The sequence below is a fragment of the Hydrogenobacter thermophilus TK-6 genome (assembly GCF_000010785.1).
GTDB classification, from domain to species: domain Bacteria; phylum Aquificota; class Aquificia; order Aquificales; family Aquificaceae; genus Hydrogenobacter; species Hydrogenobacter thermophilus.
On record NC_013799.1, the window covers coordinates 689,895 to 713,003 of the forward strand.

A 23,109-nucleotide genomic window follows, 5' to 3' on the forward strand; every position below is an offset into this window, starting at 1 on the left:
AAGATGTTTCCCTCTGAGTGGTGGCAGCTTGCCCAGCAAAGACTTATAAACCCAGCCAAAGCAAGAGAGAGTTTAGAAGATATGCTAAAAAGACACCCAAACCCGAAAAGTCTCATAGATTACCTCAACCAGAGGAGGTTTATACTACTTCTTGAACTGCTTGACCACTCGGACTGCATGAGAAAATTCCTCATAAACCACCCGGAGGACTTTCAGAAAACCATACCTGGCATTTGGTATATCAGTAAGAAAAAAGAGGACTACATAAAGGAACTAAAAGAGCTTTTGAGCGATAGCCTGCCTGATGATGAGTTTTCCAAGAGGTTAGCCTACTACCGACACAGGGAACTTATGAGAATACTGTCCAAAGAGATACTGGGAACTTCAAAGCTTGAGGACCTTCTTGTTGAGTATTCACATCTTCCCGATGCCATGCTGGAATATTGCTACTCAAGAGCTTTAGAAGAGTTTAAACAAGCATACGGCCAGCCGGTAGAGGAAGGTGGCAGACCAGCAAGTGCCTGTATAATAGCTCTTGGAAAGCTGGGAAGCTATGAACTCAATTACTACTCGGACATTGACTTAATGTTTATACACTCATCCGACAAGGGACAGGCTGGAAAGCTGAACCTTAACGAATTTTTCTCCAAGGTATTTCAAAAGGTTGTTAGTCTGATGACAAAGATAACACCAGAAGGAAAGCCCTACGAGGTGGACCTGGACCTTAGACCCTTTGGAAGGTCTGGACCCATCAGCATGCCCCTCTTGAGCGCGGAACTTTATTATGAATCTTACGGAAGGATCTGGGAGAGGTTTGCCCTTTTGCGTGCCAGATTTTCAGCGGGTGATGAGGAACTCTACCAGACCTTTGAGCAGGAAGTGAAAACGCCTTTTGTTTTTAAAAGAACTGTGGATTACAGAGTCATAGAGGAGGTTCAGCTCATAAAGGCGCAGATAATCTCTCAGGCAAAGAGGCAAACTCTGTCTTCCCTTGACATAAAGCTGTGCGAAGGTGGTATAAGAGAGCTGGAGTTTGCAGTTCAGTCTCTTGTGCTGCTTTTGGGCGGGAAGTTCCCCTTTTTGAGAGAGAGCAACACCTTCAAAGCCATATGGAAGTTAAACCAGAAGGGGATATTTTCCGACGAAGAAGCAGGGTTTTTGGAAAAGGCGTACGAATTCCTAAGAAGGTTGGAACACAAGTTGCAAATCTACAAGTGCATACAAACCCAGAAACTAACAAGAGAAGACATACCTCTGGTGGCTAAGATGATGGGCCTTGCTCCCCAGGATTTTGAAAAAACGCTAAGCTATTATACAAAAGGCGTAAGCAAGATATTTGTCAGCATAATACCCTCCCATGAAAGCAAGGAGCTTGAGCCCATACAGCAGGCGGTATTGTCAGAGGACATAAACTTTGCAAAAGAGATACTCTCCCAGCTGGGCTTTAAAAACCCTGTAAGAGCTTACAACATGCTTCTTAGCTATGTGCATGGCAGAGAAGGTATAAAGCTTTCCAACTACGAAAGGAAAAAGTTTTTGGAAATGCTTCCGCAAATACTCTCTTATATGTCCGCATCCTCAGACCCAGACGAAACTCTAAACAACTTTGACAAATTTTTCTCAAACCCCACGGGAAGGAAGGTGATCCTTAGCCCTTCAAAAGAAGATGTGGTCAAGATACTCTGTAAGGTGTTTTCCCTCTCTTCTTACCTTTCCACGCTGGTGAGCAGAAATCCGGACTTGGTGGAGGACCTTTTGACGCTCTATCAGGACTTTCCCGAAAGGACTCTTTTTGAGGAGGAGTTTGAAAAGTACGAAAAAACGCTGGGACTTAGCTTAGAAAACACCTTCAGAAGGTTTAAAAAGGTGTGGGAAGTGAGGATAGTTCTCGTATATCTTGCCAAAAAGGACGAAAGATATAAAAAGCTCAAGGACTTTTTCAGGAGTCTTACAAATCTTGCTGACTTTCTTATGGAAAAGCTATGGGAGAGGCTAAGGCTTGAAAAGGAAAGCATGATGCTTTTGGCGCTGGGCAAATACGGAAGCTCAGAGCTCTCTTTGGGCTCTGACCTTGATCTGGTGTTTGTGGGAAGAGATCACATGGCTGAGAGGGTGAAACTCGCGCAGGACTTTGTGAGGTTTTTGACTACCCACACAAAGGAGGGATACCTTTACGATGTAGATTTTCGCTTAAGACCCATGGGGACGAAGGGAGAGCTTGTACCTTCAATGGACTTTTACAAGGAGTACTTTTCCAAATACGCAAGAACATGGGAGAGAATAGCATGGACACGCTGCAGATTCATTGCGGGGGACACAGAGCTTTACCAAGAATTTGAGCACATCCTTGAGAGCTTTCTTTTTGATACGCCAATGGGAAAGGAGCAGAAGGAGGAGATAAAGAGTATAAGGTATGCCTTGGAGGGGCAGGCAAAAAGGGGAGCTGGTGCCATAGACCTTAAGTTTTCCCCGGGTGGCATAATAGACGGTGAGTTTTTGGTGCAATACTTTATAATTCTTGAAAGACTCAGGGAGCCTTCTATGATAACTGCTTACGAAAAGTTGTTGGTAAAACATCCTATACTAAAGAAAGCTTACGAAAACTACATGTTTTTGAGGCTTGTGGAGACAAAGCTAAGACTCTCCAAAGAGAGAGGCACATCTGTACTTACTCCACAAGACGCTCCAAGAGTTGCAAGCTCTTTAAACATGGAAAAGGAGGAATTTTTAGAAACTCTAAAAGCATCCATGGGAGAGCTAAGAGAGATATTTTTGGAGGTTTTTGATTGAAGAGGCTTTCGGTGCTTATCCGCACAAAGAATGAAGAGAGAAACATCCAGAGGGCTATAAGGAGCGCGCAGGGACTTGCAGATGAGATTGTGGTGTTGGATTCTGGCTCAGAGGATAACACCATAAAGCTGGCAAGGGATATGGGAGCTGAAGTTTTTTTCAAGGAGTGGCAGGGCTACTCACAGCAGATAAATTATGGAATTGAACTCTGTCAGGGGGAGTGGATTTTCCTTTTGGATGCGGACGAGGAGCTAACGGAGGAACTAAGAGACTCTATAAGAGAAGCTATTTCTACTCAAGAGTATAAGGCTTATATGGTAAACAGAAGGACCTACTACATGGGAAGGTTTCTCTCTCATGCATGGCAACCCGAATGGAGAGTAAGGCTTTTCAAAAAGGGACATGTGCGCTTTGAAGGAGTGCTTCACGAAAAGGCTATCTTTTCAGGTAAAGCTGGAAAGCTCAAAGGCTATCTAAATCACTACTCTTTTAAAAGCCTTAACCATCAGTATAAAAAGCTTGTGGAGTATGCAAGGCTGATGGCAAAAGCTATGAAGGAGGAAGGAAAGAAGTTCAGACTGTATAAACTTCTTCTTAATCCCTTCTGGGATGCCTATAAGGTTTACTTTCTAAAGCTGGGCTTTTTGGAGGGGCTTAGAGGAATTTCCATTGCCTTTTCCACCTTCTTTTATGTATTTTTAAAGTACCTGTTTTTATGGGAGATGGAGCTAAAGGAAAAGTATGGAGATAAGCTATGGAAGTGAGAGCTTTTTACTGGGAGGATGACCACCTTCTTTTGCTGGACCAGAGAGAGCTTCCCCAAAAGGAAGTTTGGTTAGAGCTAAGGGATCACAAGGCTGTGGCAAAAGCTATAAAAGAGATGGCAGTCAGAGGCGCTCCCGCAATAGGCTGTGTGGCAGCATACGGCTTTGTCTTGGGAGTTAAAAAAGAGGACCCGCAAAAGGTTTATGAGGTTTTAAAAAGCACAAGACCCACCGCTTATAACCTCTTCTGGGCTCTGGATAGGATGATGAAGGCTCTAAAAGAGGGAAGGGATATAACTGAGGAAGCTATAAGCATAGAGAGGGAAGACTACGAGGCTAACAGAAGGATGGGAGAAATAGGAAGTCAGTTTATAGATGATGGTATGAGGGTTTTGACTCATTGCAACACGGGAGCTTTGGCAACTGCTGGCTGGGGTACAGCTCTGGGAGTTATAAGGTCGGCTCACTACTCTGGCAAGAGAATCCACGTTTTTGTGAATGAAACAAGACCTTACATGCAAGGAGCAAGGCTTACCGCCTGGGAACTTCTCAAAGAGGGCATCCCCCACACACTCATAACGGATATGACAGCAGGCTTTCTTATGAAAAAAGGACTCATAGACGCAGTCTTTGTAGGTGCGGACAGAATAACCAAAAGGGGAGATGTAGCCAACAAAATAGGCACTTACACCCTTTCCGTGCTTGCCAAAACCCATAACATACCCTTTTATGTGGTGGCACCTACATCCACCTTTGACCCCAACATGGAAAGCGGTGAAGATGTGCCCATAGAAGAAAGATCCGAGGAAGAAGTAAAATCCTTCAAAGGATGTCACTTTTCACCCAAAGAAACAAAAGCCCTTCATATAGCTTTTGATATAACCCCAGCAGAGAACATAACAGCCATAATAACCGAGAAAGGGATTATTTATCCCAACAGATAAAGTCTATACTGTTTAGACCCATCAAAACCATAAACAGTCTCTCAAGACCTATGGAACATCCAGCACACGGAGGAAAGTTTTCGTAAGCTTTTATAAGCTCCTCATCTATTGGTAGGTCCCTCCCCTGAAGATAGAGCTTCATCCTTCTTTCTATCTCACTTTTGGAAGTCTCCTCCGTCCAGCCGTTGGCTATCTCCACACCCTTTATATAAAGCTCAAACCTCTCCGCATACCCATCTTTTACCTTTGCATACGCGCCAATCCGTGAAGGAAAGTGGGTTATAAATGTCGGTTTTTCATGTCCCAGATGCCTTTCCACTTCTATGTAAATCCTATAAAAAAGGGTTTCCCAGTCCTCTTGGTCGCTAAAAGGATAGCCGTAAGCTATCAGGTTGTTTTTGAATATCTCCTCATCTTCGGAAAGTATAACTCCTGCATACTCTTCAAAAGCATGCTCCAGCCTTATGACCTCACAATCTTCAGAAAAGCCTAAATACTTAAGGAACTCCTCTATCTCTTTCATAAGATACTTATAGTCCTGCCCCACTTTATACCACTCTAACATAGTAAATTCAGGTCTGTGAAGCCTGCCACAGGGGTCCTTTCTAAAGACTTTTCCTATCTGAAAGATATCCATTTGATATTTGCTAAGAAGCTTTTTCATAGAGTTCTCCGGAGAAGTCCTTAGCCAAAGCCGTTTGGGACAGTCTGCTAAACCTTCCGTATCAATACTAAAAGGCTCCACATGAGGATCAATGTTGGGATAAGGCTGTAGTATGCTGGTATCCACCTCAAAATATCCCCTTCTCTTAAAAAAGCTTCTAACCTTGTCTAAAAACTCACTCCACTCTTTAACAAGCATGCCATGATTATAAAGCATTGGAAGCCTTTGTGAGCTTTGCAAACTTTACACCCCTTAACCCACCTATGCTGATGGCTATACTCTCTATCTCGTGAGGTCTACCCTTTAACACTATGTTTTCAAGGCAGTTGTGATGATCCAGGTGTATGTGCGTACTGCAAAGCACCTTTACATAAGCGCTGTGCTGGATGTCAAGCATTTTTTGTGTAAGCTCCCTCTGGTGGTGGTCGTATATGATGGTCAATACACCTATCACCTCTTCCCCCTCCTGCCACCTATCTTCTATCATAAGCTCTCTTATAAGATCCCTCACCAGCTCAGACCTTGATGAATAACCCCTTTTTATTATTCTTCTGTCAAGCTCCCTTAGCAGATCTTGAGGCAAAGATACGCAAAACCTGACTACATTTTCCTTCATTATTGACTGTATTATGTATCAGCCAGAGCAAAAAGTCAAGAAAGAAGGCTCTTTACCTTTTGTATCACCTCATCGTAGTTAGGCTCCTGAGTGATTTCTGGAACGAGCTGGATATAAGCTATTTTGCCCTCCTTGTCCACCACAAAAACCGCTCTTGCCAGTATTCCCTTTAATGCTCCTTCTGATATCAGCACACCGTACTTTTCCATGTCTCTGTATCTAAAGTCAGAAGCCACGGTTACATTTCCTATGTTAAAGCTCTCGCAGAACCTCTTTTCCGCAAAGGGAAGGTCCATGGATACTACTGTGACATCTACGCCTTTTAAACCCGCCAGCATTTCGTTAAACTTTTTGGTCTCTGTTTCACAAACAGGTGTATCAAGGGATGGCACCGTTATTATCACCTGAACTACTCCCTTTGCACCGCCTATGGCTTTTTCCTGAAGGTCTTTTGTAACAACTACAGCCTCTGGAGCTCTATCACCTACAGAGAGTGCTGGTCCCGACAAGGCAACAGGATTTCCCTTTAATGTAACCGTTTGAGCCATGTTAAAACCTCCTTTTTAAGTTTATATGGAATTTTAAAAGAATTCGCAAGAAGACTGCAAGATGATACACATCAGCATGGATTATAATAAAAGGACAATTTTGATATGGCAAGAGCGGTATTAGAGATAGATGCTGATGCCATAAGGCAAAACATAAAAGCTATAAGGGATTTTTCTGGCAAAAGGGTCATAGCGGTTGTCAAGGCGGATGCTTACGGTATTGGCGCTGTGCACATATGCCCTATACTGGAGGCGCTTGATGAGGTGTCTTCTTTTGCAGTCGCTTGCGTTGAGGAGGGTATAGAGCTTAGAAAGGCTGGTATAAAAAAAGACATACTTATTCTTGGGGGAGTTTTCAAGGGTGAGCGGAAGGCTCTTATTGAGTATGCTTTAACTCCGGTTGTTTCACATGAGGCTCATCTAAGGGCTATTGAAGGGCTTGATATCGGTTTTCATGTAAAGTATGACACGGGTATGGGAAGGTTAGGCTTTTTTGAAGATGTTCTGATAAAAGATAGAAGGGTAAAGGGGGTGCTTACGCATCTGTCAAGCCCTCTGGATAAGGACTTTTCCCTTATGCAGATAGAGAAGTTTAAAAAGATAGTTAAAGCTTATTCAAATGTAGATATTCATTTGGAGAGTTCTGCTGGGATAGTTTATATGGTCCCATTTGCTACGCATGTAAGAATTGGTCTTGCCATGTACGGTGAAAAGCCTGCTCCTGATTATCCTATAGAGCTCAAAAGAGCCATCAGCATAAAGGCGCGCATCTTATCAGTAAAGTATCTACCGCCTTCTTATCCCGTTTCTTACTCAAGGACTTTTATCACTGACAGGAAGAAAAAGGTAGGTGTGGTAGCTTTTGGCTATGCTGATGGCTTGGCAAAGGCCCTCTCTAATGTGGGATGTCTCTATTGGAAGGATAAGCCTTTGAGAATACTTGGAAACATCACCATGGATATGACGATGGTGGACCTGGATGATACGGATGCGCAGGTGGGTGACGAGGTGGAAGTGGTGGGACCCCATCAGAGCTTTAGCCATCTTGCCAAACTTGCAGGAACCATACCTTACGAAATCATGTGCCATCTGTCCAGTCGCATAAAGAGGGTTGTTGTTTAAAGTCATCGTACAAGGTTGTAAAAAGTCTATAATATATATCATCACTTTTTGCACAGGAGGATCTCATGGCAAAAGGTACTGTAGCATACAAGATAATTGAAAAACATCTGGTAAGTGGAAGGCTCATTCCTGGTGAGGAGATAGCCATAAAGATAGATCAAACACTTACGCAGGACGCTACTGGCACTATGGCGTACCTCCAGTTTGAAGCTATGGGAGTTGATAGGGTAAAAACGGAACTTTCCGTGAGTTATATAGACCACAACATGCTTCAGACGGACTATAAAAACCCTGATGACCACAAATATCTTATGAGCGTTGCCAAGCGCTACGGCGTTTATCTTTCAAAACCTGGCAATGGTATATGCCATCAGGTTCATGTGGAGAGGTTTGCAAAGCCCGGAAAAACTCTGTTGGGGTCTGATTCCCACACTCCCACCTCGGGTGGAGTTGGCATGCTGGCTATAGGTGCCGGCGGTCTTGATGTTGCTGCAGCGATGGCGGGTGAGCCTTTCTATCTGAAGATGCCCAGGATAGTTGGTGTAAAGCTAACGGGCACACTTCCCCCTTGGGTAACTGCAAAAGATATAATACTTGAGCTTTTAAGAAGGCTCACTGTAAAGGGTGGTGTTGGCAAGATATTTGAATACTTCGGTGAGGGTATAAAGGAGCTCTCCGTTCCAGAGAGAGCCACCATAACCAACATGGGTGCAGAGCTTGGTGCTACCACTTCAATATTTCCCTCCGATGAGATAACAAGGGCATATCTCAAAGCTCAGGGAAGGGAGGAGGACTGGATAGAGCTTTTGCCGGATGAAAATGCCGAGTATGATGAAGTCATTGAGATAAATCTTTCTGAGCTGGAGCCTCTCATAGCATGCCCACACTCTCCGGACAATGTGGTGCCCGTAAGAGAGGTAGAAGGTGTAAAGGTTGATCAGGTGGTCATAGGCTCTTGCACCAACTCCTCCTTTGTAGACCTTACCCGTGCCGGGAAGATGCTGGAAGGAAGGAGGATACACCCGGATGTTATATTTGCGGTAGCTCCGGGGTCAAAGCAGGCTCTTGAACTCATCGCTCAAGAGGGTATACTTCTCAACTTTCTAAAAGCCGGAGCAAGGGTGTTGGAGAGTGCCTGCGGTCCATGTATAGGTATGGGATACGCACCTCCCAGCGGAGGAGTGTCCGTAAGGAGCTTCAACAGAAACTTTGAAGGAAGGTCAGGCACAAAGGATGCCAAGGTGTATTTGGCATCTCCAGAAGTCTGCGTAGCCTCCGCCATAGCAGGTGAGATTATAGACCCCAGAAGGCTGGCAGAAAGGGAAGGTATAAAGTGGATAAAGGTTCAAATGCCTGAAAGATTCCCTTACGGAGACGAAGCCATCATACCCCCCCTGCCAGAGGAAGAAGCCAAGAAGGTGGAAATATACAGAGGTCCCAACATAGCACCCCTTCCCGAATTTGACGAGCTTCCTACAGAAATACAAGGGGAGGTCTCTCTTATTGTAGGTGATAACATTACAACGGACCACATTATGCCAGCGGGTGCAAATATACTGCCTCTCAGGTCCAACATATACGCCATAAGCGAATATGTTTATCACTATGTGGACCCTGAGTTTGTAAGTAGGGCTAAAAAGATAAGGGACGAAAAAGGCATAGCCAACATCATAATAGGCGGTGAAAATTACGGACAGGGCTCTTCAAGAGAGCATGCGGCATTGGCTCCCAGATTTTTGGGTGTCAGAGTAGTCATTGCCAAATCCTTTGCGCGCATACATCACGCAAACCTTATCAACTTTGGCATATTGCCCCTTGAGTTTGTAGATAAGAGAGATTACGCCAAGTTCTCCTTGGGTGATGAGGTGCATATTCCAGAGCTGATAGATAGACTTAAAGGAGGAAAGGAAATTTTAGTAATTAACAAAACTACCAAGGAGGAGATAGCCTGCAAGTACAGCCTGACGCCAAAGCAAGTATCTGTATTGCTATCTGGGGGGCTTTTAAGGTGGATAAAGAACAAGCAGAAAGTTAGTGTAGGAGGGTAGAGCTATGAAGATGAGAAAGGTTGTATCGGTGATAGGTGCGGGCAATGTAGGGGAGCATGTGGCAAGCCTTTTGGCTCTGAGAGGTCTTGTGGATGTTAGGATGTTTGACATTCCAAGAAAAGACGGAGAGAAGGTCATAGAACCTGTAAAAGGCAAAGCTCTTGATATAAGGCAGATGCTGGCAGCCATAGACATTGACGCAAAGGTGGAGGGTTATACCGTAAGCCCAGAAGGCAACGGTTATGAAGCGCTGGAAGGGAGTGACATAATAGTTATCACCGCAGGCTTTCCAAGAAGACCGGGTATGTCCAGAGAAGACCTTCTTGAAAAAAACCTCTCCATCCTTTCCGTCATATGCGAGAAGATAAAGCAGTATGCCAAAGAAGCCATCATTATAGTGGTGACAAACCCCGTTGACCTTATGACCTACGCAGTTTACAAAATGCTAGGCTTTAGCAAGAGAAAGGTGATGGGAATGGCGGGTGTGCTGGATTCTGCCAGGTTCAAAACTTTCATATCCCAAGAGGTTAAAGTCTCTCCCAAAGACATACACGCATATGTTATAGGGGGGCATGGGGACGAAATGGTACCCCTCATATCCATATCCAATGTGGGGGGAATACCTTTAAAAGATATGCTCCCAAAAGAAAAGCTAAGCGAGCTTATAAAGAGGACGCAGTTTGGTGGTGGTGAGATAGTGGACCTTATGGGAACATCTGCTTACTATGCACCTGCCGCATCCATAGTAGAGATGGTGGAAGCCATAGTGACAGACAACAAGAGGATACTTCCTTGCTCTGTTTATCTTGAAGGTGAAGAAGGCAAATATTACGAGGCTGAGGATGTTTGCGTAGGTGTGCCTGTAAAACTTGGCAATTGTGGTGTAGAGGAAATTATAAACATACCCATGTTGCCCGAAGAGAGGGAAATGTGGAGAAGGTCTGTATCATCGGTGAGAAAAAACCTCAAGGTGGTGGAGGAAATGCTTCATGCGCGAAGTGTATTGTGATGAGATAATAAAGGCGGTTAAAGAGATAGCCATAAAAGCCAATTACGAGCTTCCTGAGGATGTAGTATATGCCTTTCAGTCGTCTCTTGAAAAAGAAGAGTCCCAGATAGGAAAGGAGGTCCTCAGACAGATACTTTTGAATGCACAGGCTGCCAAAGAGGAGCAGATGGCTTACTGTCAGGATACTGGTGTTGCGGTGATCTTTGTGGAGATAGGGCAGAATGTTCATATAGTTGGTGGGTCGCTCATAGATGCCATCAACGAGGGCATAAGACAGGCATACAAGGAAGGGTATCTGAGAGCGTCCATGGTGTATGACCCTGTTTTTGAGAGGAAAAACACAGGAGATAACACACCTGCTGTAATACACACCTTTATAGTGCCAGGTGATAGAATAAAGATCATCTTTGCTCCAAAGGGTGCAGGCTCAGAAAACACCTCGCGCCTTGCCATGTTAAAGCCCGCTGATGGGTGGGAAGGTGTGAAGAAGTTTGTCCTTGAAACAGTCAAGCTGGCAGGACCCAACGCCTGCCCACCTCTTACCGTCGGCGTAGGCATAGGTGGGAATTTTGAACTGTGCGCTCTTCTCTCTAAGAAAGCTCTTCTGAGAAAGACAGGAGAAAGAAGTCATGACCCTATAGCAAGGAAGATGGAAGAGGAACTCATACAGGACATAAACAAGCTGGGACTTGGACCTATGGGATTTGGCGGTAAGGTGACGGCTGTGGATGTAAGGGTTGAGCTTTATCCCTGTCATATAGCTTCCTTGCCTGTGGCGGTTAACATTCAGTGCCATGCCTCAAGACACGCAGAGATAGAGTTATGAAGTATATACTCTTGCTGGCTGTCATAGGTTTTATCACTCTGCTCTTTCTTTCAGGTCTTGCTTTTAGACTCTTCAGAAAGATAAGGTCCCTATGAGCAAGCTCCCTCTTGCCCTTTACGCAGGGTCTTTGTTCCTCTTAGTGTTTGTAGTTGCTCCAACGCTTTTAAGAGAAAGGCAGAACAAAAACTTAGCAGGAAGGTTTTACGGAAGGATACTCTGGCGCTTTTACCCTCTTGCTTTTTTATTGCTTATGTTTTATCTTATTTCTGATGCCAATAAGTTTCACGCTTTACTTCTCATGAGTGGGTTGGGGGTAAACATTACAATTTCATACTACCTTAGGAAAATAAAAAAGTCCCTGGGGGATATAGACACCTTACCTTTTGAGCATCCCAGAAGGAGCTTTTTCAGAAAGCTCTCTATCTTTTCAACCTTAGTTTTTTCCCTTAATTTTTTCTTATCCCTTTATTTGCTTTTAATGTCATGATACACCTGAAAAAACTTGGAGGTGATGATGCAGGATCACAGAATAAACAGGCAGATTAGAGCTAAGGAAGTTAGGCTCATTGACGAGAATGGCAAGCAAATAGGCATAGTGCCTCTTGAAGAGGCGCTAAAATTAGCTGAGGAGAAGGGGTTAGACCTGGTGGAGATAGCTCCTCAAGCAAATCCGCCCGTATGCAAGATACTTGATTACGGGAAGTTTGTATACGAGCAGAAGAAAAAGGAGAAGGTTGCCAAGAAGAAACAGAGAGAACACGCCATTGAGGTAAAGGACATACAGCTCTCCACCAGAATAGACGAACACGACCTTAAAGTGAAACTAAAACACATGAGGGAGTTTCTGGAAGAGGGTGATAAGGTGAGGATAAGAATAAGGTTCAGAGGTAGGGAACACATACATCCCGAGCTTGGGGATAGACTAGTGCAAAGAATATTAGAAGAGCTTTCTGATATAGGAAAGATAGAATCAGAACCCAAGAAAGAAGGAGCTTTTCTTATGTTTTCCCTTTTACCCATCTCCAAAAAATAAACCAAATTACCTTAAGAGACTTTTGAGTAGCACAAGGTAATCTTTAAGATGCCTTATAATCAAAAAGCGATGCTTTACCCTATTCCTTGCGTAAAATCCCATCCTTTCCCTAAGCTCTCTGTCTGAGAGAAGCTGCCTTGCTCTGTATGCAGTACCTTCTATGGTGTTTACCAGAAAGCCAGTTGTACCTTCTATAATCTGCCTTTTTATACCGCCTACATTGCCGCCTATAACAGGCTTTTGCTTCCACATGGCTTCGGAAACCACAAGTCCAAAGCCTTCCCTTATGGATTTTTGAAGGACTACCGTACTCGCACGCTGAAGTGCGTTTATCTCCAGATGGCTGTTGGGAGGAAGGTTTAGTACAAAAACATCCCTGTCATCCGCGGTGGCATTGAGCATCTCTCTGTAAACTTCTTCTCCTTCAGGATCGTCGCTGGCATAAGAGCCAGCCAGTATAAGCTGGCATGCATACTTGCTTTTTACCATCCTGTAAGCCTGATAAACACCTATAGGGTCCTTGAGCCTATCAAACCTTGAAACCTGCAAAAGTATGGGTCTTTGTGGGTCTATGCCAAACTTTTCCAGAGTTTGCAGGATAAAATCTCTGTCCAGCTCTATATTTTTGGGGTGAAGGGGGTCTATGGAAGGAGGGATTATGTAAGCAGGCACCTGGAGTTTCTGGTAAACAAACTCTGGTATGTGAAATACCGTAGCATCGTAAGCATTTACGAAAAGCTCTATAAAGTCCCAAGCTTTGGGGTCGGGCGTTGATGTATCTATATGACAGCGCCATACCCACTTTTGGTGCTTTTGCTTGTTTATCACCATGCCCATAGGCTGAGGGTCGTGTATGAAGACTACATGGTAGGTTTCTGTCTTTATACTGTTCAGGTTCTCGTAAGTGGTCCTCAGATATGTAGCCACTTCATGGCTCTCTATTCTGGAAAAACCGGGAAGGTGAAGCATGTTGTGGAGCTTTTTGGTAAAGCGAAAAAACTCCTCCGAACCCTTAAAAACCTCCCAGTGGGTCTCTATGCCTAAGGCGTTCATAAGTGGTACAAGCCTTGAAAGTATCTCTGCAACACCTCCACCTTCTCTTGTGGAGTTTATATGAAGCACCTTAAGGTTTTTTAAACTGCTTGCAAGGAGTCTTAGCTCCTCAATTGTCTCTCCGTCCGCATACTGGGCGTAGTCCTCAAGGTTTATCATGCGCTCAGCACCTCTATAATAAGCTCCTTTACCTCGTAAAGGTTCAAAGCGTAAACATCCAAGGCATCTATGGCTTCTGCCTTCTTGGCATAACCTTGACTGAGCAGCCACTCAGAGTAATCGTTTACAAGGCTTTTTTTATCTATTCTTGAAGTGATAAGGTGATAAAAAAGGGAAGAAATACCCAGGCTTTTTATGCCTTCCAGAAGCTCCTCAATGTTTGATGCGCATTTGCTCGTATCTATCACCTCCCTGTACACGCTCATGAAGTAAAAGGGCTGGAGAGGTCTTTTTACTTTCTCCTCAGAGCTCTCCGAAAGGAGAGCTAAAATGTCGTTTCTTAGAACCTCAAGATCATAGTAGCGCGTTGGGTCTATAGAAGATACCTTTTCCGCCAGCACCTCATAGCCGTTGGACGCGAGCCAGTAAGAAAAACTGTTAGGATAGTCGGTAGGTAAGTTGTGGTAATTGAAGAGATGGATGTAAAGATGATAAAGAAGACTTCCGCACGGCACAGCCCGAAGAGCTTGTATAAACTCCTGAAGGTTTTGTACCTTTATGCCTGTATAAACTGGCACCCAAACCTCTGTCTTAAAACAAAAGATATCAGCCATTTTCTACAAGATATTTTAATAGGTTTAGGGCATCTACCTGAGAGGCTAAATGATACCTGGCAAAGGAAGGAGCCACCCCCACTTTTATAGTTATAGCCTTCGGGGATAACGCTTTAAACATATCCTCGTCGGTAATGTCATCACCCATGGCCAGCACAAAATCACAGTTCTGGCAGAAAGATATGGCAGTTGTACCTTTATTTACACCTGCAGGACGCACCTCAATTACTTTATTTCCCGTAAGTATGCTAAGCTCCGTATTGGCTATTAGAGCTTTAAGCTCATCCACCAGCTCTGCAACTCTGAGAGAGGCCATCTCTGGGTCTGCGTTCCTGTAGTGAAAGGCTACGGTAAAATCCTTATCCTCTACAAAAGACTGAGGAAGTCTGTCCACATATGTATCCATGATGGTTCTTACTTTCTCTTTGAGTTCACTTTGGATATTACACCTGCTATCCCAGTCTCTCTTTGGCTCCTTTACCCAACAGCCGTGCTCTGCAACAAGGGTTATAGGTAGATTCCCAAACCACAGATGCAGCTGCTCCTTTTTTCTACCTGATATTAGCACCACCTGCGTATTTTCCAGCATGCCCAGTAGATAAAGTATGTCCTTTATCTCCTGAGTAGGTACAGCAAGCTGTGGCCTCTTTGCCAAAGGCACCAGCGTCCCGTCGTAGTCCACAAGAAGCAGCCTACTTTTGGCACTCCTAAACATGTCTTTAAGCTTGCGTGTGAGCCGGTCGCCGAGCTCCTTTGTCTTGAGCGTATCCCTTTTGGATGCTATCCCTTTAAGGGTTTCCAGAAACTCACTTCCCCACTTTAACACATCGTACCTTTTGAGTCTGTCCTGCATAATTCTTAATCTGCTTTCCTGTTCTTCAGGAGGCATCTCAAGAGCAAGCTCTATCGCTTTTGATAGCTCCTCTACTGAGTTGGGATTCACCACCAGCGCCTCACCCAGCTCTCTACTGCTCCCTGCAAACTCAGAAAGCACCAGAACACCCCTGAGGTCCCTTCGCGATGCTACAAACTCCTTTGCTATCAGGTTCATACCATCCTTTATAGGGGTCACCAGCAGTACATCGCTGGCTTTATAGTGTGCCACAAGGTCCTCCACAGACAGGGACTTGTAGTGATATAGCACAGGCACCCACTCCACGGACCCAAAAGTGCCGTTTATCTGGGCAACTTTTTCCTCAATTTGGCGCTTCATACTTTGATACTGCTCCACCCCTTCCCTTGAAGGTACCACATTCAGAATAAGAACCACCTTCCCCCTCCAGTCTTCCCTCCTTCGCAAAAAGTCTTCAAAAGCTAAAAGCCTGTTGTATATGCCTTTTGTGTAATCAAGCCTATCTACGGAGAAAACTATTTTCTTATTACCCAGAGCCTGCTTTATAGCCTTTGTCTTCTTACTAACGCCCTTTATAGAGTTGAAAAGCTCAAAATCTATACCCATCGGGAATGTATCCACCTTTAGCAGTCTGTCCAAATACACCAGCTCCCCCATACTGTGCTCTATGCCTAAGATTCTTGAGAGACTTCTAAGAAAATTAATCGTATACTCGTAGGTATGAAAGCCGATAAGGTCAGCTCCCAAGAGCCCCTCCAGAATCTCCCTCCTCCAAGGAAACTGAGCATATATCTCCGGAGGTGGGAAAGGTATGTGAAGAAAAAAGCCTATCTTTGCCTCCGGATGGACCTCCCTGAGCATGCCGGGCAGAAGCATAAGATGGTAGTCATGAATCCATATTTGAGTTTCTTTGCCCACTTCAAGGTTTTCTAGCAGGGTCTTCAGAAATATGCGGTTTACCTCTATGTAGCTCTCCCATGTGCTTTTTTCGTAGGTTGCGAGAGTAGGCATACTGTGAAAAAGAGGCCAAAGAGTCCTGTTGCAAAAGCCGTTGTAAAACTTGTTCATAATCTTCTCAGGCACATAAGCAGGCAAACACCTATGTTTATTGAGTAGGAGTTCCTTTATCTTCTGTACATCCTTTTTTCTTAAGTTGGAACCACCCCAGCCCATCCACACCCAATCAGAGATGCGTGCCTTTTTGATAAAAGTCTCTATGCCTGATACCAATCCACCAGGACTCCTCTCAAACTTTACAGGGTCAAGACTCTTAACCGTTACAGGAAGCCTGTTGGCAATTACCACCAACCTCATGCCATAAGTATAGCATAGAGGTGCGGTATAATTACCGTATGGTCTACATGTTGATGTTTATGTTGTTTAGTGTTGGCTTTTCTAATGAGGTGGAAAAGATAATGAGTAAGAATGTCTTTCCTCAACTTTCCAAGGTGGGAGGGGATGCTCAGAAACAGCCATTGGGGTATGTAAAGGTGGGCAAAAGAGGTTATGTATTTTACGAGGATCAGGGGAAGTTAAGGCGTGTACCTTTTGGGAGCAATATACTAGACATAAGGGGGAGTAAGATGTATATAAAGGAGGATGGAAAGATAAAGGTGGAGGAGTTTAGGTTTGCCAGAAGGGGGGCTACCACAAATGCGCAACAGCCTCAGAACTTACCACCTTTGAGGGAACTTCTGGAGGGTGGCAAGAGCAACTGATGGAGATAGAAGAGCTAAAAAAGATACAGCAGGAGTGTGCAAAAAAGGTAATTCAAAGGGACGATTTTGAAAAGCTTATCACTGTTGGTGGCATAGACCTCACCTTTGAAGACATAAAGAGCAATCCCACTAAAGCTTGGGCATCCATAGTAATAGTTGATATAAACACTCTAAAGCCTGTGTATGAGGATGTGGTAGAAGGCCTTGTGGACTTTCCTTACATACCTACCTTTTTGGCTTTCAGGGAGCTACCTCTTATGCTTGAACTTTACCAAAAGATAAAAATAAAACCTGATGTTTATTTTATAGATGGTCAGGGCGTAGCTCATCCCAGAGGGTGCGGTATAGCCTCCCACTTTGGTGTAGCCACAAACAGCGTAAGCATTGGTGTGGCAAAGACCAAGCTCTTTGGCTACTACAAAGAGCCGGAAGAAAAGAGGGGAAGCTACTCTTATTTAACATATAAGGGCAGTATAGTGGGGGCTGTGCTGAGAACCAAAGACAGAACGGAGCCTGTTTATGTTTCTGTAGGGCACAGAATAAGCTTGAAAAAGGCTATTGAGCTTGTGCTAAGAACTTCCATTTATCGCATTCCTGAACCTACAAGGCTCGCACACAACCTCTTACAGAAGGTGAGAAAGCGCCTATATTAAAGCCTGATGGGTGAAGAGCAAAAACTCCGCATCCTTTCCAGATTGACAGCTTTTGAAAGAGATGGAGACATAAATTTAGAGAGTTGCATATATATGGCTTCTACGCCAAGAGGCAAAGTTCCAGTTCTCAAGGTTATGCAAACTACCATGTGCGATAAAAACTGCACCTACTGCGCCTTTAGAAGGGATAGAGACATAACTCCAAGGCTCTACATACCACCAGAAGAACTCGCAAAATCTTTTATGAAGCTCTACAATTCCAAGAAGGTAAAAGGTCTTTTCCTCTCATCGGGCATATTCGGACACTCTGAGTTCATCATGGAAAAGATGATAGATACAGTAAAAATTCTAAGGAGCAAGTATGACTTTAAGGGATATGTGCACTTGAAGCTTATGCCGGGCATATCCCTTCAGACGCTGGAAGAAGCGGTAAAGGTGGCGGATAGAGTTTCCATAAATATTGAAACATCAAAGGAAGAAAGGATAAAGAGGATAGCTAAAGGTAAAAGCATATTGCAAGACATACTTCCCAAGATGGAGGCTGTGAATAAGCTACTGCAAAATTACAGAGACAAAAGTCAGATCACCCAGATGATGGTGGGTGTTGATGGAGAAAAGGATGAGGAGATAATAAGAGCCGTTCACTTCCTAAACAGACACTACAGACTCAGCAGAATATACTTCAGCGCCTTCTTTCCTGTAAAAGGCACACCGCTGGAGAACAGACCTCCAGAAAGTCCTCTGCGTGAGTACAGGCTCTATCAGGTGGACTTTCTCATAAGGGACTACCACTTTGAGCTTGAAGACCTAAAGAGAGTGCTGGTGGATGGCAACCTTCCCCTTGACAGAGACCCAAAGGAAGCCTGGGCGCAAGCAAACCCTGAGCTTTTCCCTGTTGAGCTAAACACAGCAGACTACCGTATCTTAATCAGGGTGCCCGGTATAGGAAGAGAAACCGCAAAAGAGATAATAAAGAGGCGCAGGGAGAAAAAATTGGGATATCCTCAGGACCTGAAGGGTATAAGAAACCTCAAAAAGGTGCTCCAGTATACCACATTAAACGGAAGGTACTACGGGACTAAGAGCCTTTTTTGAAAAGTTCAGGCAGTTTAAGAAGGTACAGGTATATGCGCTTCCACCTGCTCCACTCTATGGATGGAAGGTTAGCACCGTAAGTGCCGTTGGCTTCAAGGTCGTTGGCAACACCGGATTTGGCCACCACTTGGACATTGTCGCCTATGCTCACATGGTCTGCCACGCCTACCTGACCAGCGAGAACCACATTCTTGCCAGTTTTTACACTTCCAGCAAGTCCAACTTGAGAGACAAAGATGTTGTTTTCCCCGATCTTACAGTTATGTCCTATCATCACCAGATTGTCTATCTTGGTGCCCCTGCCTATGATGGTCCTGTCTATAAGAGCCCTGTCTATGGTGGTGTTTGCACCTATTTCCACATCGTCTTCTATCACCACGCTACCTATATGATGGAGCTTTGTTATACCCTCTTTGCCAATGTAATATCCAAAACCATCCGCACCTATCACCGCACCGCTATGAATTCTCACCCTCTTACCTATAACACACCTGGGGTATATATGGACACCGCTGAATATAACCGTTTCATCACCTATGAGGCACTGATCGCCTATGTAGGAAAAAGGGTATATCTTCACATGGTTTCCGATTACAACTTTATTGCCTATGTATGTAAATGGGGCTATGTAAACTCCTTCTCCTATAATAACCTCCTCACCTATGTAAGCTTTTTCAGAAACGCCAGAAGGATGCTCCTCAGGGTAAAAAATTCTCAAAAACATTGCCATGGCGTACTTTACATCCTCAACCACTACGCAGTTGGCATCTTGGACGGGAGTATGTACCACCAGTGCCACTTGCTTTATATCTTTTACCCTTTCCACATCCCTTTTGCTTGAGCAAAACACCAGCGTCTTTGGTTTGGGATTCTCTACGGAAGACACACCTTCTATCTCAAAGTTTTTATCACCTTCCAGTCTGCCCCCCAAAAGCTTTGCTACATCTCCAAGCTTCATTTACCTTGGTCTAAGCTCTTTATTATTAAGTCCGTTATATCTATACCAGGATCCTTATAAACAAAGGCACTGCAATCAAGCACACCTGTGTATCCGTTTTTCTTGGCTATACTCTCCGCAACTCCTCTAACCTTGTTAAGTATGTCCTCCTCCAGCTTACTCTTTAACTCTACTATTTCCTTTTGAGCTTTTTGCTGGAGTTCTAAACCTTCCGCTTCAACCTTCTGGTACTCCTTTATCTTCTCCTCTTTTGCCTTCTGACTTATGCCTTTGCTTTCTATCTGCTTTTTAAGCTCGTCAAGTTTCTTTTGCTTTTCATCCAGCTGCTTTTGGTAATCCTGAACCTTTTTTCTCAGTTGCTCCTGAGCCTGAGAGACAGATTTAGACTCGGAGAGTATTCTGTTTGGGTCCACACAGGCAAACTTCTGCTGTGCCATAGTGAGTCCACTAAAGAGCAGGCTTGCAAGGATGAGCTTTTTCATACTATCCTCCTGTGGTTTATTATACCGCTTCCTTATAAACATACTTGGGCTTTATTCTGTTTCTGACCACTTCCTCATCTATGATCACCTTTTTCACTCCCTTCATGGATGGTATTTCAAACATTACATCCGTCATGATCTCTTCCATTATGGCTCTTAGTCCCCTTGCACCCGTTTTCCTTTTGATGCTTTCTCTGGCTATCTCTATAAGAGCCTCTTGGGTAAACTCCAGATCCACATTATCCATCTCAAAGAGTTTTTTATACTGCTTGACTAAGGAGTTTTTCGGCTCTGTAAGTATTCTGACAAGGTCTTCTTCTGTAAGCTCATCCAGTACTGCTATCACTGGAAGTCTTCCAATAAATTCGGGTATAAGACCGAAATGTATAAGGTCATCCGGCTCCACAAGCTCAAGCACATTCATTTCCTTAAAAGCTCCCTTCACCTGAGATTCAAAACCTATGGTGGACTTGCCAAGCCTGCGCTTTATTATGTCTTCAAGTCCTACAAAGGCTCCACCGCAAATAAAGAGTATGTCAGTGGTATCAACCTGTATAAACTCCTGATGCGGGTGTTTTCTACCACCCTGCGGTGGCACGTTGGCAACAGTCCCCTCCATGATCTTCAAAAGTGCCTGCTGAACACCTTCACCCGACACATCTCTGGTTATGGAGGGATTTATGCCGGACTTTTTGGCTATCTTGTCTATTTCGTCTATATAAACTATGCCCATCTGAGCAAGCTTTACATCGTACCCACAGTTTTGTAAAAGTCTGGTGAGGACATTTTCTACATCTTCGCCCACATACCCCGCTTCTGTTAGGCTTGTGGCATCCGCAATGGCAAAGGGAACATTGAGCAACTTAGCCAGGGTTTTTGCAAGAAGCGTTTTACCAGAACCTGTAGGTCCTATGAGAAGTATGTTGCTTTTTTCCACCTCAACATCGTCAAAGCCAAGCCCCATCTCTTTGGCTTTTACCCTCTTGTAATGGTTGTAAACGGCTACGGAAAGTATCCTCTTTGCCCTCTCCTGACCTACCACATACTCGTCAAGGAAGCTTTTGATCTTCTCGGGTTTTGGTATGCTTCCAAGACCATGATAAGTATGCTGTTTTTTCTGCTCCTTTATGACAGAATTGCAAGCTTCCACGCACCTATCGCATATAAAGGTATCGTTGGGACCAGCTATAAGGACCAGAACTTCATCCTGCGACCTTCCACAGAAGGAGCATCGGTTTTTAGCATATGTTTTCATTCTATTACTCACAATATATCTCCATTACTGTCTTTTTGCAATTACCCTGTCCACAATCCCATACTCTCTCGCCTCTTCTGACGACATAAAGTAGTCTCTCTCCACATCTCTCTCTATACGCTCAAGTGGCTGTCCGGTATGCTTTGAAAGTATCTCATTGAGCATATGCTTTATTCTCTTTATCTCCTCAGCATGTATTATGATGTCCGTTGCCTGCCCTGTTATACCCCCCAAGGGTTGATGTATCATTATGCGCGAGTGAGGAAGTGCGTATCTCTTGCCGGGAGCACCTGCAGCCAAAAGCACCGCTCCCATGGATGCTGCCTGCCCAATGCATATGGTAACCACATCTGGCTTTATGTACTGCATGGTGTCGTATATAGCCATACCTGCAGTCACAGACCCACCCGGTGAGTTTATGTACATGTATATGTCCTTTTCAGGGTCCTGAGCCTCCAAAAAGAGCAGCTGAGCGACTATGAGGTTGGCCACATGATCATCTATAGGATAACCCAAAAGCACTATCCTATCCTGAAGCAGCCTTGAGTATATGTCGTAGGCTCTCTCACCTCTTGGCGTTTGTTCTATAACTATTGGGACCAGCTGATCAATCACCTTGCTCATCCTTCTTCTCCTCTACTTCCTTTATCACAGCTTTACTTATTATATCATTGAAAGCTTTCTCTCTGAGAACATCTTCAAAAAGCACATTTTCCATATTCTGGCTTCTAAAGTACTCCTTTATCTCTTCAACGCTTCTCCCATACTGCTGTGCTATCTCTTGGTATTTCTTCTGCAAGTCCTCCTCGCTCACCTGCAAGCCCTTTTCCTTAGCGTACTTTTCAAGTATGTATCTTAGCTTTATGTTGAACATGGCTTGAGGCATAAGCTCTTCCGCCATAGATTTATAATTGAGATACTTAGTGTCTATGCCATACTGGGAAAGCTCTCTCGCTCGTATTTCTACAAGATGTGAGACTTCACGCGCAAGAAGCGTTTGAGGTATATCAAATTCAAACATCTCAACAAGCTTTTTAGCCACAGATTCTTCCACCAACGCTCTTTTTATGCGCTCCACACTATCTTTTACTTCCTGCCTTATCTTTTCTTCAGCTTCTTGCCAGGTTTGGGCTATGCCAAGCTCTTTGGCAAAGTCATCTCCTATCTCTGGGAGGACTTTTTCCTTTACGCTCTTTATAATTAGCCTCACCTTTGCCTTCCCAGCCTCTTTCCCTTCCGTATCGTAAAGAGTGAGGTCTTCAAAGGTCACTTCCTCGCCTTCCTTTCTGCCCACAAGAGCCGTGTCTATCTCTTCTCTGAACATTCTCTGACCTACTATGCCTGAGGTTTCTCCCTGTGTGCTTTCTCCGCTTTCCATCTCCTCTATGTAGTAATCAACGGATACAAGGTCTCCCTCCCTGATTTCCCTTTCCACAGGTTGCCATATGGCATGCTCCTCTCTGAGCTGCTCTATCCTCTTCTTGACCAGCTCCTCATCAAACTCAACTTTTTTTACTTCTACCTGCAAACCTTCCAGCTCTTTGAGTTCAAACTCGGGAGGTGTTTCAAAGGCAACCCTGTAAATTACCTTAGGCACTGCCTCCTCAAGCTTTACCTCTTCTAAGTATATATCCGCAACAGGCTTTAGTTTGCTCTCCTCTATGGCTGATGGAAGGGTTCTGTCCGCTACCCTTTTCCCCACCTCCTCCTGAATGTAATCCTTGTACCTTGCCTTTATTATCCACATGGGTGCGGTGCCTTTCCTAAAGCCCTCAATACTTACGCTTTCCCTCAAGTTTTTGTAAACTTCCTCAAGAATTGAACTGACTATATCACCCTCTACTTCAACGCTTAGCTCTTTAAATAGCCCTTCTCTCTCTCTCATGGAAACCTTCATACGATGCC

23 protein-coding genes are annotated in these 23,109 nt (G+C 44.3%); 12 read left to right on the forward strand and 11 right to left on the reverse strand.

Going from position 1 to position 23,109, the window contains the following annotated elements; translation table 11 throughout:
* The first annotated feature begins 3 nt into the window (after positions 1-3).
* Genes HTH_RS03755 through mtnA form a run of 3 tightly spaced genes read left to right on the forward strand, consistent with a single transcriptional unit; the run spans position 4 to position 4,498 of the window.
* Positions 4-2,790, forward strand: coding sequence for a glutamine-synthetase adenylyltransferase (locus HTH_RS03755; protein ID WP_012963389.1), 2,787 nt, complete (start codon positions 4-6; stop codon positions 2,788-2,790).
* Positions 2,787-3,554: a glycosyltransferase family 2 protein gene (locus tag HTH_RS03760; RefSeq protein ID WP_012963390.1), complete on the forward strand. Its 768-nt coding sequence runs from the start codon at positions 2,787-2,789 to the stop codon at positions 3,552-3,554. Before HTH_RS03755 ends, HTH_RS03760 begins: the two co-directional genes overlap by 4 nt.
* On the forward strand, positions 3,545-4,498 hold the full coding sequence (mtnA, locus tag HTH_RS03765; protein WP_012963391.1) for an S-methyl-5-thioribose-1-phosphate isomerase: 954 nt from the start codon (positions 3,545-3,547) through the stop codon (positions 4,496-4,498). The genes HTH_RS03760 and mtnA overlap by 10 nt, the downstream gene beginning before the upstream one ends.
* Here mtnA and epmA read toward each other — a convergent pair.
* Genes epmA through tpx form a run of 3 tightly spaced genes read right to left on the reverse strand, consistent with a single transcriptional unit; the run spans position 4,479 to position 6,326 of the window.
* Positions 4,479-5,360, reverse strand: coding sequence for an elongation factor P--(R)-beta-lysine ligase (gene epmA / locus HTH_RS03770; protein WP_012963392.1), 882 nt, complete (start codon positions 5,358-5,360; stop codon positions 4,479-4,481). The two genes, mtnA and epmA, sit on opposite strands and share 20 nt — an antisense overlap.
* Positions 5,361-5,367: 7 nt before the next feature.
* Positions 5,368-5,778, reverse strand: a complete 411-nt coding sequence (gene nikR, locus HTH_RS03775) for a nickel-responsive transcriptional regulator NikR (protein WP_012963393.1) — start codon at positions 5,776-5,778, stop codon at positions 5,368-5,370.
* 35 nt (positions 5,779-5,813) lie between these two features.
* Positions 5,814-6,326 carry a thiol peroxidase gene (tpx, locus tag HTH_RS03780; RefSeq protein WP_012963394.1) on the reverse strand — a complete coding sequence of 171 codons (513 nt, stop codon included), beginning with the start codon at positions 6,324-6,326 and terminating at the stop codon, positions 5,814-5,816.
* Between the two features lie 105 nt (positions 6,327-6,431).
* Between tpx and alr the strand changes: the two genes are divergently transcribed.
* The 6 genes from alr to infC all read left to right on the forward strand — a co-directional run bounded on the left by alr (position 6,432) and on the right by infC (position 12,364).
* On the forward strand, positions 6,432-7,448 hold the full coding sequence (gene alr, locus HTH_RS03785) for an alanine racemase (RefSeq protein ID WP_012963395.1): 1,017 nt from the start codon (positions 6,432-6,434) through the stop codon (positions 7,446-7,448).
* 65 nt (positions 7,449-7,513) lie between these two features.
* The gene (locus HTH_RS03790) at positions 7,514-9,496 is read left to right on the forward strand and encodes an aconitate hydratase (RefSeq protein ID WP_012963396.1); all 1,983 of its coding nucleotides are present in this window, start codon (positions 7,514-7,516) and stop codon (positions 9,494-9,496) included.
* Between the two features lie 4 nt (positions 9,497-9,500).
* A complete protein-coding gene (locus HTH_RS03795; RefSeq protein WP_012963397.1) occupies positions 9,501-10,505 on the forward strand; it encodes a malate dehydrogenase in 1,005 nt (334 codons plus the stop codon).
* Complete coding sequence (locus HTH_RS03800) at positions 10,486-11,331, forward strand: fumarate hydratase (protein ID WP_012963398.1); 846 nt, start codon at positions 10,486-10,488, stop codon at positions 11,329-11,331. The genes HTH_RS03795 and HTH_RS03800 overlap by 20 nt, the downstream gene beginning before the upstream one ends.
* Positions 11,332-11,422: 91 nt before the next feature.
* Positions 11,423-11,818, forward strand: coding sequence for a hypothetical protein (locus HTH_RS03805; protein ID WP_012963399.1), 396 nt, complete (start codon positions 11,423-11,425; stop codon positions 11,816-11,818).
* 27 nt (positions 11,819-11,845) lie between these two features.
* The gene (gene infC, locus HTH_RS03810) at positions 11,846-12,364 is read left to right on the forward strand and encodes a translation initiation factor IF-3 (protein WP_012963400.1); all 519 of its coding nucleotides are present in this window, start codon (positions 11,846-11,848) and stop codon (positions 12,362-12,364) included.
* Between the two features lie 6 nt (positions 12,365-12,370).
* Here the strand turns inward: infC and HTH_RS03815 are convergent, their stop codons facing one another.
* From HTH_RS03815 to HTH_RS03825, 3 genes are read right to left on the reverse strand one after another with little or no spacing between them, the layout of a single operon-like run.
* The gene (locus tag HTH_RS03815; protein WP_012963401.1) at positions 12,371-13,576 is read right to left on the reverse strand and encodes a glycosyltransferase; all 1,206 of its coding nucleotides are present in this window, start codon (positions 13,574-13,576) and stop codon (positions 12,371-12,373) included.
* Positions 13,573-14,190, reverse strand: a complete 618-nt coding sequence (locus HTH_RS03820) for a DUF5752 family protein (RefSeq protein ID WP_012963402.1) — start codon at positions 14,188-14,190, stop codon at positions 13,573-13,575. The genes HTH_RS03815 and HTH_RS03820 overlap by 4 nt, the downstream gene beginning before the upstream one ends.
* Positions 14,183-16,357 (reverse strand): bifunctional alpha,alpha-trehalose-phosphate synthase (UDP-forming)/trehalose-phosphatase, encoded by a 2,175-nt coding sequence (locus HTH_RS03825; RefSeq protein ID WP_012963403.1) that lies wholly within the window; start codon positions 16,355-16,357, stop codon positions 14,183-14,185. The genes HTH_RS03820 and HTH_RS03825 overlap by 8 nt, the downstream gene beginning before the upstream one ends.
* A gap of 38 nt (positions 16,358-16,395) precedes the next feature.
* Here HTH_RS03825 and HTH_RS03830 point away from each other — a divergent pair, with 38 nt between their 5' ends.
* Genes HTH_RS03830 through HTH_RS03840 form a run of 3 tightly spaced genes read left to right on the forward strand, consistent with a single transcriptional unit; the run spans position 16,396 to position 18,509 of the window.
* Positions 16,396-16,761, forward strand: coding sequence for a hypothetical protein (locus HTH_RS03830; RefSeq protein WP_012963404.1), 366 nt, complete (start codon positions 16,396-16,398; stop codon positions 16,759-16,761).
* Entirely contained in the window at positions 16,761-17,414 is a 654-nt protein-coding gene (locus tag HTH_RS03835) for an endonuclease V (RefSeq protein ID WP_012963405.1), read from the forward strand. The genes HTH_RS03830 and HTH_RS03835 overlap by 1 nt, the downstream gene beginning before the upstream one ends.
* A 6-nt stretch (positions 17,415-17,420) precedes the next feature.
* Positions 17,421-18,509, forward strand: coding sequence for a radical SAM protein (locus HTH_RS03840; RefSeq protein ID WP_012963406.1), 1,089 nt, complete (start codon positions 17,421-17,423; stop codon positions 18,507-18,509).
* Here the strand turns inward: HTH_RS03840 and lpxD are convergent.
* From lpxD to tig, 5 genes are read right to left on the reverse strand one after another with little or no spacing between them, the layout of a single operon-like run.
* Positions 18,493-19,467 carry a UDP-3-O-(3-hydroxymyristoyl)glucosamine N-acyltransferase gene (gene lpxD, locus HTH_RS03845; protein ID WP_012963407.1) on the reverse strand — a complete coding sequence of 325 codons (975 nt, stop codon included), beginning with the start codon at positions 19,465-19,467 and terminating at the stop codon, positions 18,493-18,495. The two genes, HTH_RS03840 and lpxD, sit on opposite strands and share 17 nt — an antisense overlap.
* Positions 19,464-19,949, reverse strand: coding sequence for an OmpH family outer membrane protein (locus tag HTH_RS03850; protein WP_014462588.1), 486 nt, complete (start codon positions 19,947-19,949; stop codon positions 19,464-19,466). Before HTH_RS03850 ends, lpxD begins: the two co-directional genes overlap by 4 nt.
* A gap of 19 nt (positions 19,950-19,968) precedes the next feature.
* On the reverse strand, positions 19,969-21,204 hold the full coding sequence (gene clpX, locus HTH_RS03855) for an ATP-dependent Clp protease ATP-binding subunit ClpX (protein WP_012963409.1): 1,236 nt from the start codon (positions 21,202-21,204) through the stop codon (positions 19,969-19,971).
* Between the two features lie 24 nt (positions 21,205-21,228).
* Positions 21,229-21,828: an ATP-dependent Clp endopeptidase proteolytic subunit ClpP gene (gene clpP, locus HTH_RS03860; protein WP_012963410.1), complete on the reverse strand. Its 600-nt coding sequence runs from the start codon at positions 21,826-21,828 to the stop codon at positions 21,229-21,231.
* On the reverse strand, positions 21,812-23,101 hold the full coding sequence (gene tig / locus HTH_RS03865) for a trigger factor (RefSeq protein ID WP_012963411.1): 1,290 nt from the start codon (positions 23,099-23,101) through the stop codon (positions 21,812-21,814). The genes clpP and tig overlap by 17 nt, the downstream gene beginning before the upstream one ends.
* Between the last annotated feature and the right edge of the window lie 8 nt (positions 23,102-23,109).

Excerpts from the sequence above, each read along its gene's own strand:
- HTH_RS03815 (WP_012963401.1), bottom strand. The coding sequence starts at position 13,576 with ATGATAAACCTTGAGGACTACGCCCAGTATGCGGACGGAGAGACAATT.
- clpX (WP_012963409.1), bottom strand. The coding sequence starts at position 21,204 with ATGAAAACATATGCTAAAAACCGATGCTCCTTCTGTGGAAGGTCGCAG.
- nikR (WP_012963393.1), bottom strand. The coding sequence starts at position 5,778 with ATGAAGGAAAATGTAGTCAGGTTTTGCGTATCTTTGCCTCAAGATCTG.
- HTH_RS03840 (WP_012963406.1), top strand. The coding sequence starts at position 17,421 with ATGGGTGAAGAGCAAAAACTCCGCATCCTTTCCAGATTGACAGCTTTT.
- epmA (WP_012963392.1), bottom strand. The coding sequence starts at position 5,360 with ATGCTTGTTAAAGAGTGGAGTGAGTTTTTAGACAAGGTTAGAAGCTTT.
- HTH_RS03790 (WP_012963396.1), top strand. The coding sequence starts at position 7,514 with ATGGCAAAAGGTACTGTAGCATACAAGATAATTGAAAAACATCTGGTA.
- clpP (WP_012963410.1), bottom strand. The coding sequence starts at position 21,828 with ATGAGCAAGGTGATTGATCAGCTGGTCCCAATAGTTATAGAACAAACG.
- infC (WP_012963400.1), top strand. The coding sequence starts at position 11,846 with ATGCAGGATCACAGAATAAACAGGCAGATTAGAGCTAAGGAAGTTAGG.
- HTH_RS03830 (WP_012963404.1), top strand. The coding sequence starts at position 16,396 with ATGGTCTACATGTTGATGTTTATGTTGTTTAGTGTTGGCTTTTCTAAT.
- HTH_RS03825 (WP_012963403.1), bottom strand. The coding sequence starts at position 16,357 with ATGAGGTTGGTGGTAATTGCCAACAGGCTTCCTGTAACGGTTAAGAGT.
- tpx (WP_012963394.1), bottom strand. The coding sequence starts at position 6,326 with ATGGCTCAAACGGTTACATTAAAGGGAAATCCTGTTGCCTTGTCGGGA.
- HTH_RS03850 (WP_014462588.1), bottom strand. The coding sequence starts at position 19,949 with ATGAAAAAGCTCATCCTTGCAAGCCTGCTCTTTAGTGGACTCACTATG.
- tig (WP_012963411.1), bottom strand. The coding sequence starts at position 23,101 with ATGAAGGTTTCCATGAGAGAGAGAGAAGGGCTATTTAAAGAGCTAAGC.
- HTH_RS03835 (WP_012963405.1), top strand. The coding sequence starts at position 16,761 with ATGGAGATAGAAGAGCTAAAAAAGATACAGCAGGAGTGTGCAAAAAAG.
- mtnA (WP_012963391.1), top strand. The coding sequence starts at position 3,545 with ATGGAAGTGAGAGCTTTTTACTGGGAGGATGACCACCTTCTTTTGCTG.
- HTH_RS03820 (WP_012963402.1), bottom strand. The coding sequence starts at position 14,190 with ATGGCTGATATCTTTTGTTTTAAGACAGAGGTTTGGGTGCCAGTTTAT.
- HTH_RS03800 (WP_012963398.1), top strand. The coding sequence starts at position 10,486 with ATGCGCGAAGTGTATTGTGATGAGATAATAAAGGCGGTTAAAGAGATA.
- HTH_RS03805 (WP_012963399.1), top strand. The coding sequence starts at position 11,423 with ATGAGCAAGCTCCCTCTTGCCCTTTACGCAGGGTCTTTGTTCCTCTTA.
- HTH_RS03755 (WP_012963389.1), top strand. The coding sequence starts at position 4 with ATGTTTCCCTCTGAGTGGTGGCAGCTTGCCCAGCAAAGACTTATAAAC.
- alr (WP_012963395.1), top strand. The coding sequence starts at position 6,432 with ATGGCAAGAGCGGTATTAGAGATAGATGCTGATGCCATAAGGCAAAAC.
- HTH_RS03795 (WP_012963397.1), top strand. The coding sequence starts at position 9,501 with ATGAAGATGAGAAAGGTTGTATCGGTGATAGGTGCGGGCAATGTAGGG.
- lpxD (WP_012963407.1), bottom strand. The coding sequence starts at position 19,467 with ATGAAGCTTGGAGATGTAGCAAAGCTTTTGGGGGGCAGACTGGAAGGT.